The sequence below is a fragment of the Achromobacter sp. genome (assembly GCF_032102605.1).
Taxonomy (GTDB): Bacteria; Pseudomonadota; Gammaproteobacteria; order Burkholderiales; family Burkholderiaceae_B; genus Achromobacter.
In genome coordinates, this window is the sequence record NZ_DAMDGT010000001.1 from 615,266 (window position 1) to 627,677 (window position 12,412).

General features: G+C 66.5%; 9 protein-coding genes. 3 read left to right on the forward strand and 6 right to left on the reverse strand.

Annotated features, from left to right (window positions below):
• Positions 1-269 precede the first annotated feature (269 nt).
• Positions 270-1,445, reverse strand: a complete 1,176-nt coding sequence (locus tag RT614_RS02900; RefSeq protein WP_313620136.1) for an MFS transporter — start codon at positions 1,443-1,445, stop codon at positions 270-272.
• 161 nt (positions 1,446-1,606) lie between these two features.
• Here RT614_RS02900 and RT614_RS02905 point away from each other — a divergent pair, with 161 nt between their 5' ends.
• Together RT614_RS02905 and RT614_RS02910 are read left to right on the forward strand one after the other, a co-directional pair.
• On the forward strand, positions 1,607-2,158 hold the full coding sequence (locus RT614_RS02905; protein ID WP_313620138.1) for a DNA starvation/stationary phase protection protein: 552 nt from the start codon (positions 1,607-1,609) through the stop codon (positions 2,156-2,158).
• A gap of 472 nt (positions 2,159-2,630) precedes the next feature.
• Complete coding sequence (locus RT614_RS02910) at positions 2,631-3,140, forward strand: filamentous haemagglutinin family protein (protein ID WP_313620139.1); 510 nt, start codon at positions 2,631-2,633, stop codon at positions 3,138-3,140.
• An 83-nt stretch (positions 3,141-3,223) separates the two neighbouring features.
• Here the strand turns inward: RT614_RS02910 and RT614_RS02915 are convergent, their stop codons facing one another.
• From RT614_RS02915 to RT614_RS02935, 5 genes are all read right to left on the reverse strand, one after another.
• Positions 3,224-3,724: a hypothetical protein gene (locus RT614_RS02915; protein WP_313620140.1), complete on the reverse strand. Its 501-nt coding sequence runs from the start codon at positions 3,722-3,724 to the stop codon at positions 3,224-3,226.
• Between the two features lie 285 nt (positions 3,725-4,009).
• Positions 4,010-6,349 (reverse strand): TonB-dependent siderophore receptor, encoded by a 2,340-nt coding sequence (locus tag RT614_RS02920; protein ID WP_313620141.1) that lies wholly within the window; start codon positions 6,347-6,349, stop codon positions 4,010-4,012.
• A gap of 293 nt (positions 6,350-6,642) precedes the next feature.
• Positions 6,643-7,656, reverse strand: coding sequence for a FecR domain-containing protein (locus RT614_RS02925; RefSeq protein ID WP_313620143.1), 1,014 nt, complete (start codon positions 7,654-7,656; stop codon positions 6,643-6,645).
• Positions 7,657-7,660: 4 nt separating this feature from the next.
• A complete protein-coding gene (locus tag RT614_RS02930) occupies positions 7,661-8,173 on the reverse strand; it encodes a sigma-70 family RNA polymerase sigma factor (RefSeq protein ID WP_313620145.1) in 513 nt (170 codons plus the stop codon).
• A gap of 165 nt (positions 8,174-8,338) precedes the next feature.
• Entirely contained in the window at positions 8,339-11,551 is a 3,213-nt protein-coding gene (locus RT614_RS02935) for an autotransporter domain-containing protein (protein ID WP_313620147.1), read from the reverse strand.
• A gap of 221 nt (positions 11,552-11,772) precedes the next feature.
• On the opposite strand from RT614_RS02935, the gene RT614_RS02940 reads away from it, so the two are divergent.
• A complete protein-coding gene (locus RT614_RS02940; protein WP_313620149.1) occupies positions 11,773-12,291 on the forward strand; it encodes an O-acetyl-ADP-ribose deacetylase in 519 nt (172 codons plus the stop codon).
• Positions 12,292-12,412 lie beyond the last annotated feature (121 nt).

Sequence of the window (12,412 nt, forward strand, 5' to 3'; positions counted from 1 at the left end):
TGTTGTGTTGATTGGCGGATCGATGCTTTTCGTGGGTTGGCTGCTTTCGTAGGTTCCAGGTTCTCCGTAGGTCGAAGCTCTTCGTAGGTCGCCCGACGCCGCGGTCGCCGTGGCTGCGAGCGCCCACGATTGCGGTCCGGAGCGAAGGCTCCGGACCGCAATCGTAGCCCCGGCCACCCCAGGCCCACGCCGCGCCGGGCGTCTCAAGAACTCATACGTCCGAAAAAAGCTACGTTTGTAATTCAATAAATCCCAAACGAAATACTCGTCTACCTCTGCACCGTTCGCAGCCTCTCCGAATACAGCACCAACGGCACGGCCCCCACGGCGCACAGCGCCATGACCAGAAACCCGCCAGACGCGTAGTTCCGATAAACCATGCCGCCAAGCTGAATGCTGGCGAACATGAATACGCCGCCGGAAAACAGGGCGTACAGGGCAATGGCGGACGTTTTGCAGGCGGCCGGGACGCGGCGGGTGATGTACCACATGATGGCCGCGTTGTTGCCTGCCAGCGTGAAACACTGCAGCAACTGCAGCGCGGCGATGAAGGTCGGGTCCGTCGTTGCAGACAGGCCGGCCCAGCGGATCGCCGTCATTACCGCGGAGGTCAGGATCAGCCATTGGGCGCCCGTGCGGGCCAGGATGCGCGGGGCCAGGAAGAAGAACAGCACCTCGCTGGCCACGCCCACCACCCATAGCATCGAAATCAGCGCGGTCGACAGGCCGCTGGCCGTCCAGTAGAGCGTCGAATACGAATACAGAAAGCCGTTGCTGGCCTGCACCAGCGACGCCGCGGCGATGCACATCAGCAGGGGGCGGTCGCGCAGGACCTCGCGCATGGGCAAACGAACGCGATCGGCCTGCGGCTCATCCGCCGCCGGACGCGCCGCCTGCGGCAACAGGCGCACGCAGGCCAGGCAGGCGATGATCAGCAGGATCGACAGCCACATCACCCAGTCCGCGTCGAACGTCTTGATCAGGTAGCCGCCGGCTACCGTCACCGTCGCGAAACCCAGCGACCCGCATGCGCGCATCACCGTATAAGAATTGCCCTGGCCGCGGCCGCTGGCGATCGCCATACGGTCCATCAGCGGCAGCACAGCCGGAAACACGGCGTTCAGCAGCAGCGTGATCGCCAGCAGCCAGGCTGGCGTCTGGCTGAACGGGTAGCAGGCGAACAGCAGCAGCGACGCCGCCAGCGCCGCGGCGATCAGCGCGTGGGCGCGGCCCGTCTGATCGGCAACGTGCGCCACCACCGGTGTCGACAGGATCTTCGGCAGGAACGACGTAGCCACGATCAGCCCGATCAGGGCCGGGTCCAGCCCGCGGCTGGCGAACCACAAAGGAAGAAAAGGGATGCTGACGCCCTGCAGGCCGTAGTACAGGAAGTAAAACCCGTGCAACGCGATGGCGCCTTGCCTGGCGTCGGGATTGCCGCGCATGGTGATGTGTGGATCATGCAGAGACGAAGCGGCGTAGCATACTCCTTCAGTGCCCAGCGCCCATTGGCAAAGCGCCTGCGCGGATTTACGCTACTCCCACGCGGCCGAGGCCGTTCGGGCCGCCAGTGCGTTTTCCGATTCCCAACCAGGAGCAGTGATCCATGGCCAAGAAACCGAATGAGAAGACCACCAAGGCGCTGAAAGACCGGCGCAAGGCGCCGCTGGCAACGCCCACCGACCTGGCGTCCGCCGCCACCCGGGACATTTCCGCCGCGCTGAACCAGATACTGGCTGACGTGTTCGCCCTGTATCTGAAGACCAAGAACTTCCATTGGCATGTCAGCGGGCCGCATTTCCGCGACTACCACCTGCTGCTCGACGAACAGGGCGATCAGCTGTTTGCAATGACCGATCCCATCGCCGAACGCATCCGCAAGATTGGCGGCACCACGCTGCGGTCCATCGGACATATCTTGCGGACCCAGCGCATCGCGGACAACGACGCCGACTACGTGCAGCCGCTGGACATGCTGGCTGAACTCCGCGAAGACAACAAGGCGCTGGCCGCGAGCCTGCGCGAAGCCCACAACGTGACCGACGAGCACCGCGACATCGCCAGTTCCAGCCTGATCGAGAACTGGATCGACGAGACCGAGCGGCGCACGTGGTTCCTGTTCGAGGCCAGCCGCCAGGGCGATTCGACGGGGCACTAGAACGGTCGGCGGCGGGTTTTTCCGCACCAGTGTCTTTGCTTCCCAGCCGCCCGCAGCCCAGTGGCGCGGGCGGTTTGTCTTGGCAGGGTCATCCGCGGTCGTCCAGCGGCGCGTTGATGTCGACCCCGGCCCAGCAGCGGCCCGGCAGGCTGGTCGCGACGTCCATCGGGCGGCGACTGCCCCTGCTTTGGTGGCAGTGAAGGACGTTGCAGTGTCCCGCGGGACCCTCCGGTTTTGTCTTTTTACCGTCACGTGATTTACACAGTCGCTTCTTATCATGCGGACTTCCCCCGGTCCGCGATCGGGTCTGTGTTGGTTTTGGCTCCCCGTATGAAGTCAGCCCGCCCTTGTTTCCGGTCTCTTTGTTTACTGCCCGCGTGCGTGTGGTTGCCGCAATGATGGTGCTGCTTGGGGTTGGCGTCGCGAAAGGGGCGACGGCGGCTGGCTCACAAGAGGGCCCGCCAAAGCCACGTTGAACCCGATTGCGGAAGTGGAACCGGGCGATATCTACCTGGTGGCGCCGCTGGGCACCATTGACGCGGGCGAGGCCGGCATCCGGGTTTCGGGCAACATCAACATCGCCGCATTGCAGGTGGTTAACGCCGCCAACATCCAGGTGCAGGGGGATTCGGCGGGGATTCCGGTCGTCGCAACGGTCAACTCGGGCGCAATGACGTCCGCCAGCGCCGCGTCGGCCACGGCTTCCACGGCTGCGCAGGACGCGGTGTCCCGGTCGCGCAACGAGGCGCGCGCGAATCAGCCGTCGATCTTCAGCGTGCAGATCCTGGGCTTTGGCGGTGAAGGGATGGACGGTGGCGCCGCACCCAGTGCGCCGGGCGCAACGGGAAGCCGTTCAAACGGCGCAGGGGAAGAAGTCAGCTATCGGCCCGATCACATGGTGCAGATCGTCGGCCGTGGGGACTTGTCCGCCGCGCAATTGTCGGCCTTGTCCGCGGATGAACGGGACCATCTTGGGCTCTAGCTGCGTGGCGCGGCGTGGAGGCAGCGCACATCTCGGCAGCCGTCCGCCCGTGCACGCCGTCGCGCGTGCACGGGCGGCGGGTGTCAGCTGTGCTTGGCGAAACCGCCCGCCGCCCAGTCCGACGCCCGCTGCACGTTCAGCTTGTACGTCGGCGGCACGCGGATCTGCGCGAGCTGATCCCCGAATTCGTCGTAGGCGCTGAGCGTGGCGTAGGGCTCGTCCTCGTCGGGAACGATGTCCAGCTTGATGGTCAGGCGGCCCTCGGCGGCATCGATCTTCACGCTCTTGTGCAGCATGGCGTGCAATTGCTGTTCGTGGCGGCGAAGCACTTCATTCGCGGTCTTGACCAGTGTGGAGAAGGCGGGCGCGTCCATCGGCTTGGGGTTTTTCTTGTCGCGGCCCATGGTCCACGGGCCCACCAGCGCCGGCTCGGCCTGCCCGTCCAGGGTCATCTCGACGGCCCAGCCGTCGTCGTCCTCGTTCTTGATGATCCGGGCGGTCCACCCGTCGTCACGCCAAAGCCTGGCTTCCTGTTCCTTGCGTTCTTCGGCGATACCGGTGTCGGGCTGGTGGGCGTCATTCACTGCTTTACTGCTCCTGGATGCGTGCGCGCGCAGCCGCGCGCCTGCGGGCTGCCATTGCGGCGGTACAGCACTTTAGCCTAATGCCCGGGCATACTCCTGGCGTGGGGCGGACGGAATCGCCACCGTTGGCGCCTGCCGGGCCGCCCCCCTGGCGGGGAAAAGCGGCGGCCGGCCGGGCAACGATGCGTTGCCGCGGGTAGTGGCGCCCCCGAACCAAAAGTGACGGCCGCATTGCCCGATAGCAACAACGACGGCTCGGGAGCTCTCAAGAGGATCCGACGCGCATCAGAACTGATAGCGCGCAGTCAGCATCATGTTGCGCGGATCGCCATAGACGTTGCTGGGAAAGCTTACGCTGCCGGACAGCGCGTTGTAGTACTTCTTGTCGAAGACGTTGTTGATGTTCAGTTGCATGTCCAGCTTTGGCGTGGCCTGCCAGCCCACCACCAGGTCGGTGATGGTATAGCCGCCCTGCGCGATGCGGAATGGCACACCGCTCGTGGCGCCCTCGTTGTAGATGGAGTCCTGGTGGTAGATCGAGCCGCCGACGCGCCAGCCCTGCATGGCGCCGGGCAGCCGGTACATGGTGGACAACTTGAACAGGTGCCGCGGGGTGTCGGTGTCGAAGAGCGCACCCACATTGGCGGGATTCGCATCCTTGCGGTAGCGCGCGATGGCCACCGTGTAGCCAAGACTCACTTGCCAGTTGGGCGTGATGGCGCCCTGTACCTCGAACTCCACGCCCTGGCTGCGCACTTCGCCAGCGGCGGAATAGCAGCTGACGGTGGGGTAGCCGGCGCATTGCGTCTGGTCGGTGCTGCGGAATGCGCGGTTCTTCTGGTCCATGCGGAAAACGGCAGCCGAAGCATTCAGCGCCCCGTCGAAGTATTCGCCCTTGATACCGATTTCGTAGTTCTGGCCCAACACCGGATCCAGCAGATTGTTGCTGGCGTCCAGGTAGTTCTGGGGCTTGAAGATGTCGGTGTAGCTGGCGTAGAGCGAGTGTTGGTCGTTCAGGTCGTAGATCAGGCCGGCGTACTTCGTCAGCTGGTTGCTGATGCTGTAGCGGTTGTGCGCACTGACGGAAGGCGTGTTGGCGGCGAAGTTCGGATAGGTGTTGACGGTGTCGTTGTAGTCGAACCAGTCCAGTCGGCCGCCGAGGATCAGCTTCAGCCGGTCGGCCAGATTCAGGCGCGTCGTGGCGTAGATGCTTTGCTGGGCGACCTTGGCGTCCATCCAGTCCCGCAGAGGGATGTTGGGATTGGGAACGGCGCTGGGATTGAAGTTGTGAAGGTCAAGATTGCTGTTGAGAACCAGGCCCTGGCGGCTGTTGCCGTCGAAATCCACGTCACGGTAACTGGCGCCCAGTACCAGTTCGTGGGTGCGGCCCAGCAGGTTGAAGGGCCCGTTGGCATACAGGTCCATGCTGCTTTGCTTTTCTTTGTGAGCGTTGCGCGCACCCAGTTGGCTGTATCTGCCCGTGGCGACGCTGTAGCTGAGGTAATGGCCCTCCATGTCGACATCGGCCTGCGCGTAATAGGCCGAGAGGTGCATGCGCCAGCCATTGCCGAATCGGTGGTCGAGCCCCGCGAAGGCCGAGTTGGTGGTCTTGTTCCAATGCTCCCAGTCATTGGCGTAGGACGTGGACCGGGGCAGACCCAGATCGCTGCCGTCACGGCCCACGGGAAGGCCGGTGAAGCCGTTGCCGTGCAGCCGGTTTTCCTGGTGCAACGCGCTGAGGGTCAGCATGGTGTTGGCGCCCAGGTCTTTTTCCAGGATGCCGTAGAACGTCTGGCCGTCGCTGCTTTCGCCGCGCTTGTAGCTTCCGTAGTCCTGGGCCGCGACCACCGCGCGGCCGCGCAGACTGCCGTCCTCGGATAGCGGGCCCGAGGCGTCCAGCTCTGTTCGGTAGCGATCCCAGCTGCCGGCGTTGGCGCTGAGGGACACCTGCGGCGTTTCGGTCGGCCGCTTGCGCACCAGGTTGATGGCGGCCGACGGGTTACCCGCTCCCTGCACCAGCCCGGTGGCGCCGCGCACGATCTCCACGCGGTCGTAGATCGCCATGTCGGTGGCCAGCAGGTCCTGCGACAGGTTCGAGCTGTCCAGGCCCACGGGCAGGCCGTCGTACATGATGTTGTCCACGTACATGCCGCGCGAGTAGAAGGACGCGCGCTCTGGACCGAAGCGTCGGAAGGTCAGGCCGGTCGCGGTCTGCACCACGTCGTTGACCGTCGCCAGGTTCTGATCCTGGATGCGTTGGCGGGTGACGACGGTGACCGACTGCGGGGTCTCGCGCATGGACAGGTTGAGCCGGGTCGCCGTGCTCATGCTGCTGGTGGTGTAGGACTGGGTGCCCTCGGTGGTGCCGTCGACCGCCGCTGCGCCGATCACGGTGACCAGGGGCAGCGTGGCGGCGGCGGGCGATCCGGGTGCGAGCGTGTCGTCGACCCGCAGCACGAACGCGCCATTGTCCAGTTGCACGGCCTGAAGGCCGCTGCCGGCGAGCAGCAGGGCCAGCGCGCCCGTGGCCGAATGTTGGCCATTCACGCCGGCGGTGTGTTTGCCCTCGGTCTGCGCGGCGGTGAAGGTCAGCATGATGCCGGCCGTGCTGGCTAACTGGCGCAAGGCGGGAGCCAGGGGCCCGGCTGCAATCCTGAAGTCAGCCACGGTGGTCCCGGTAGTAGCTGCGGCGCCTTGAGCACGCGCGGAGTCCGGCGCGCCGACCGCAAGGGCAAGGGACACTGCCAGGACAGCAAGCGCTATAGGCGTTAAACGAGGGCGCCCCGAATCTTGGGCGCGGTGCGGGTTCAGCATGTTCTTCCTCTTGATTGGACCTCCGAAAATTCCGGTCCTCATGAGGTAGGTGCCGCGAAAACGCCGATCGGGCAGTCGATGCGAAAAAAAAATTTGCCGTCGTCCTAGTTGGCCGGCACGACCGTCGCCCAGAAACGGGTGCGCCGCTGCACCCGCACCGGCAGCACGCTGGGCAGCGTGGCCAGGATGCGGTCGGTGTCGGCCAAGGGAAATACGCCTGAAAGTCGCAGACCCGCGATCCTCGGATCGACGCGCAGCACGCCCGGCCGGTAGCGATCCAGTTCGGCCAGGAAATCGTCCAGCCGCTGCTCGTCGGCCACCAACTGACCTCGCGCCCATGCATCGGCGTGCTCATCGGCCGAGCGCGGCGGCTCGATCGCGTCGCGGCTGAACTGGGTCTGCTCGCCGGCGTGCAGCACGCGCGCGCTTCCGGACCCGGCCCAGGGCGAGACTTCCACTGCGCTTTCCAGAACCGCCACACTGGTTCGCTCGGCGCGCTGCCTTACGGTGAATCGGGTGCCCAGCGAACGGATGCTGCCTTCGGCGGTTGCCACCCGCAGCGGCCGCGGATCGGTCCGCCCTGGCCCATGGCGAGTGGCGATCATGATCTCGCCCGCCACCAGCAGGATGCGGCGCTGATTCGCATCGAAACGCAGATTCACCGCGCTGTCCGTGTTGAGCGTCAGCCGGGTGCCGTCATCCAGTGTGACGTCGCGGCGCTCACCGGTGCCGGTGCGATGGTCGGCCATGCTGGCCTGCCAGGTGCCGGTGCGGGAAACGAGAAGCCCGACGCCGGTAGCGATACCGCCCCATAGCAGCATTCGGGTGGCCCGTCGGCGGGCGACGGAGGACGGCTGGCCGCTTGCCCCGACAGACGACAGTGCCGCGTAAGCCGGTGCGCGCTCCAACGATTTCATCCGGCCCGTGACGGCCTCGACGTGCTGCCAGGCCGCTTCATGGTCGACATGCGCCTGGCGCCATTGGCGCCATTGGTGTTGCTGTTCGTCGCCAGCCTCTCCGGACATCAGCAGGGTGAGCCAGTCCGCGGCAGCATTCGCGGTGGCCCGGCTGATGACCCGACCGCTGGGCAGGGTCAGCGTGTCTATGCGGGAGGTCATGACGTCAGGCAGCCAGCGCGAACATGCATTCGCGGTTGGCCCGGGTCAGATATTGCTTTACCGAACTGGTCGAGGCCCCCAGTCGCTCGGCGATTTCGGCGTAGCTCAGTTCGACCAGGTGTGCCAACAGGAAGGCTTCTCGCACCTTGGGAGGCAGACCATCGAGCACGCGGTCGATCTGCTGCAGGCTCTCGATGGCCATCAGCCGCGCTTCCGGCGGGGGCGCCACTTCCTCGGGCAGGCAGGCCAAGGCCTCCAGGTAAGCGGTTTCGAGCAACAGCCGGCGATGCCGGTGTGCAAGAAGCCGACCGGCGACCGTCGCCAGGAACGGACGTGGCTTGCGGATGTCGACCGCTGCGGTCTTGCGGTCAAGCAGGCTTAGAAAAGTGTCCTGCGCCAGATCGGCCGCGGCGAACGTGTCGCCTACGCGCCTGCGCAGCCAGCCCTGAAGCCACGTGTTGTGCTCAACGTACAGCCCGGCCAAATCATCGGTAATAGGGGGATCCTGGGCGGGCATGAGGACAGAACAGCGGGGAGCCTGTATGCAATGAGAATTGATCTCATTATACATAAACGCACTGATCGATCTGGCAGCCCCGCCATGACAGGCAGGGCCGCTTTTCCGTGCCGCTTCCGATTGCCCGGGACGAACGCGTGCCGGCAGGCGTTATCCGCTATCGCCCTAGAAGAGGACGCGCAGCGAGGCGCTTACCGCGCGGTCGGTTGCGCCGCTGCCGAACTGTCCGTCGAACGCGACGCTTGCCGTGACGCGCGCCGTGACATGCACATCCAGCCCCGCGCCGACCACCACGGCGTCCTTGGCCAGCGGCACACCGCTGACGGTAAAGACGTCGCCGCCCTGGAAGGACACGACGGACTGCGGCGTGATGTCGCCGTATGCGCGGCGCCATCCCACCAGCCCGCGCACCGTCGCATCGACGGGGCCCGCGCCGAATCGCGACGATCCGCGCAATCCCACCGTGGAGAATGTCGTGGAGGTGTCGCCGCCACGGCTGCGCAAGGCGGCCAGGCCGCCGCTTTCGGTGAAGCCGTCGGTGTGCAGGTTGACGTAAGCCAGGTTGACGAAGGGCTCCATCATGACCGGCCCGTCTCCCAGGCGGTAGCCCAGTTCGGTGAACGCCTGCGCGGTGCTGGCGCGGTAATCCGCCTTCATGCGCCCGCCCACCGCCGCGACGTTCACGTCCCGCGCGGAATCGATGTCATGCCACGTGTAGACGCCGCCCAGCCGCAAGGCGAGCCGGTCCCATTGCGTGCCGCCGTAGACGCCCAGATGGTAGTCGTCGGTGTCGCTGCGGGCGTTCTGGTCGTCAACCTTGTAGCGACCGCGGCTATAGCCCGCCAGGACGCCCACGCGCCACGCGCCGGCCGGGGCGTCCACGCCCACCACGAAGCCCGCGGAATCGCGGTCGATGCCGCTGGCGTTGCCGTTGCCATTGGTATGGCCCCACCCACCCCATGTCTGGCCCCAGGCCACGCGGCCGTTGCCGCACGTGTCGCCGTTCGTCCGGCCGTCGCGTTCGCGCGGCTGGCCGGCGCCTTCCGCGCAGAACGCGTTGCGCAACCGATCGATGGCCAGGTCGCGCGAATAGCGGCTGTCGTACAGCATCGCGCCCTTGGCCGAGGCCAGGGCCGAGCCCGACAACTGGTCCAGCGCATTGCGCGCCGCATCGAAGGTGGGGGAATTGAGCAGGGCGTCGGAGACCACGCTGCCTTGGGCGCCGCCGGCGGTGGCGACCTGGTTGGGGGTCTCGGCAGCGTCTTCCACGTTGCCGGTCTGCGTTACCGTCAGGTAGGCGTTGTTCGCGTCGTAGCGTTCGGCCAGGCTGAGGAACGGCGTGAGCACTGTATCGCCACTGACGGCGTAGGCGCCGGTCAGTCCGCCCGTGGTGCCCAGCACCAGGTAGGACGCGCCCGGCCTGTAGAGATCCGATCCTGTCCTGACCACGGACATGGCCGCTCCGGCGGCCAGCGTGGCCGTCCCGTCGACCGCGATCTGGTCCGCCGACGCGCCGCCGATTTCCACGACATAGGTGGAACCGGCCTGCTGCACGTAATCGCCGTTGACCCGCAACGTGCCCACGGAATTGCCGGGGGCGATAGTGCCGCCGGTCTGCACGGTGGTCGCGCCCACGGCGCCACTGCCACCCAGTGTCGCGCCCGTCGCCACGGTGATCGCCGAGTTGGCGAACGCCCCGTTGATGATCAGTGCGCCGGCTTGCACGTCGGTGGCGCCCGACATGGCGCCGCCGCCGTTGAGCACGAGGCGGCCGCCGCCTTGCTTGGTCAGCGTGCCGCTGCCGTCGATGACGCGGCCGTCAACGGCATCCGTGTCCTGCGCCAGCACCAGTGCGCCATCATTGCGGATGTCGCCCGCGCCCAGGCTGGCGATCGACGCCACCACCGTTCCGCCGGCGATATCGGTGCCGCCGGAATAGGTGTTGGCGCCCGTCAGGGTGAGCGTTCCCGCGCCGGTCTTTGTCAGCTTGCCCACGCCGCTGATCGTGCCGGTGCTTTCCAGGTCGGCATCGGCCTGCAGGGCGCCGCCGCCGAGCCCCAGTTCGATTGCCCGGTCGGTGCTGATGGCCGTAGTCGTGTGCAAGGCGCCGCCATCCAGCGTCACCTTGCCATCGCTGGCGCCCAGGCTGGCATCGCTGGCGATGGACAGCGCGCCATCCCGGATGGTCCAGTTTGTCGTTTCGGTCGTGGCGCCCGTCAGCGTCCAGGTGCTGTCGCCGCGCTTCTCGAAAACGCCGAAGCCCTGATAGCTGGCCGCGCTGCCGGCTGCGCCAAGGTCCGCGACGTTGAAGCCGGCATCCGTGTCGCCGCCCAGGCGCAAGGTGTCGGCGCGGCTGAACGCCACGGCGTTGCCGTTGAGCACGGACCCGGCTTGAATCTCAAGCGTGTTGACGCCGCCGGTGAATTCCACGGCGGCCGCCTGCACGCGGGCAGTGGCCCCGGCGCCCGTCCACGCGCCGCTCAATGCGCCGGTGATGGTGCCCGCGTTGATGACCGTGACATCGACGCCCTTGATGCCCGCGCCGCCAGCGCCGGTCTGGCCGCCGACCACGCGGCCCGAGCCTCCTACACCGCCGGTAATGGAGGCGCCAGCCAGGTTCACGACCGTGCCGCCGTGCGTCAATTGCACGCCGGCGCCGCCGCCGCCACCGCCGTTGGCGGTAACGGTGCTGCCGGCTCCGCCTACGCCACCCACAATGGCGCCTGCGTTGACCAGGCCGGCCCCCGACTTGAGCAGCACGCCCATCGCGCCACCGCCTCCGGCGCCGCCAGCGATCTGTGCAGCGCCGCCGGCGCCGCCGGCCACGGTCGCGCCGGTCTCCACATTGACCTGCGCAGATGAAAAGATGCCGGCGCCTCCGCCGCCGCTGCCGGCGTTGGCTTGGGAGCGCCCAGCGCCGCCGCGCACCGTGACTCCGCCCATCACGGTCACGTCGGCCGAGGCCGACACGCCAACGCCTCCGCCACCGCCTCCGCCCGCCGTGCTGACGTTGTTCACCGCATTTGCGCCTGCGGCGCCCACGCCGCCGGTCACGTTGGTGGCGATAGTTGCGGCACTGGTGACGGTCTGACCCGTGCTGCCGGTTGCGCCGGCCGCGCCCGGCGCCTGCCCCAGGCCAGCGCCGGTATCGCCCGCACCGCGTGCGCCACCCGCTGCGCCATTGCCGGTGTCCAGATTCACCGCGCCACCGCCGCCGGCAGAACCGAAATTGCTGCCGACGCCCATGCCGCCCTGCTGACCCGTGGCCTCAGCCAGCGTGCCATCGACCCCGCCCAATCCGCCGCCGACCAGCGTCGGACCCGCGCCAACCGGACTTCCATATCCGCCATCGGCTCGCGCCGCGGGGGCCGCAACCACAGCAGTGATTGCACTTGCCACCAGAACCGCTAATGTCTCAGGGCGCAGACGCTTCTTATGGACCTTCGGCTGATGTGTGTGTTGCGACATTCTCGCGCCCCCCGTGTTCGTTTTTGCTGAGGGCGCGCAGTTTAGTAGGGCAAGATTGCTGCGCGCGGAATAACCTTTTTGGCGTGTCGCCAATAGCGGCGGCTGCGTTCACACATGCAAGGAGCAGAACCATGTCCACAAATTTGCGCGCGGTCCGCTCGGACATTACCAAGCTTCAAGTGGAAGCTATCGTCAACGCAGCGAACTCGTCCCTGCTGGGCGGCGGCGGAGTCGATGGCGCAATTCATCGCGCCGCCGGCCCGGATCTTTTGCACGAATGCAGGCTGCTGGGCGGCTGCAAGAGGGGCGATGCGAAGGTGACCAAAGCCTATCGGCTGTCCGCGCAGTACATCATTCACACCGTTGGCCCGGTATGGCGGGGAGGAGAAAACGGGGAGCCCGCTCTGCTTGCCAGCTGTTATCGCCGTTGCATCGAGCTGGCGGAAGAAAGGGCTGTTGCTTCGATTGCGTTTCCAAGCATCAGCACCGGCATATACGGCTATCCCATCGAATTGGCGGCGGAGGTCGCCGTCAAAAGCGTGCGCGAAAGCCTGGGGCGGGACTCGGCCATTCAAGAGGTGATCTTCTGCTGTTTCTCGCCAGAAGATCTTCTTCACTACGAGCGCATATTGAATCGGCCGCTTGCTTGATTCGACGCCAGGGGCCCGGCCTTCAGGGCGCCCGCATGGTCCTGGAATTCTGCTTGAGCCTAGGCGGGACGCCGCCGGGACTGATGCCCGCTGGCGCCAGTCCCGGGCGGCGCTTGCCGCC

Excerpts from the sequence above, each read along its gene's own strand:
- RT614_RS02900 (WP_313620136.1), bottom strand. The coding sequence starts at position 1,445 with ATGCGCGGCAATCCCGACGCCAGGCAAGGCGCCATCGCGTTGCACGGG.
- RT614_RS02925 (WP_313620143.1), bottom strand. The coding sequence starts at position 7,656 with ATGACCTCCCGCATAGACACGCTGACCCTGCCCAGCGGTCGGGTCATC.
- RT614_RS02930 (WP_313620145.1), bottom strand. The coding sequence starts at position 8,173 with ATGCCCGCCCAGGATCCCCCTATTACCGATGATTTGGCCGGGCTGTAC.
- RT614_RS02905 (WP_313620138.1), top strand. The coding sequence starts at position 1,607 with ATGGCCAAGAAACCGAATGAGAAGACCACCAAGGCGCTGAAAGACCGG.
- RT614_RS02940 (WP_313620149.1), top strand. The coding sequence starts at position 11,773 with ATGTCCACAAATTTGCGCGCGGTCCGCTCGGACATTACCAAGCTTCAA.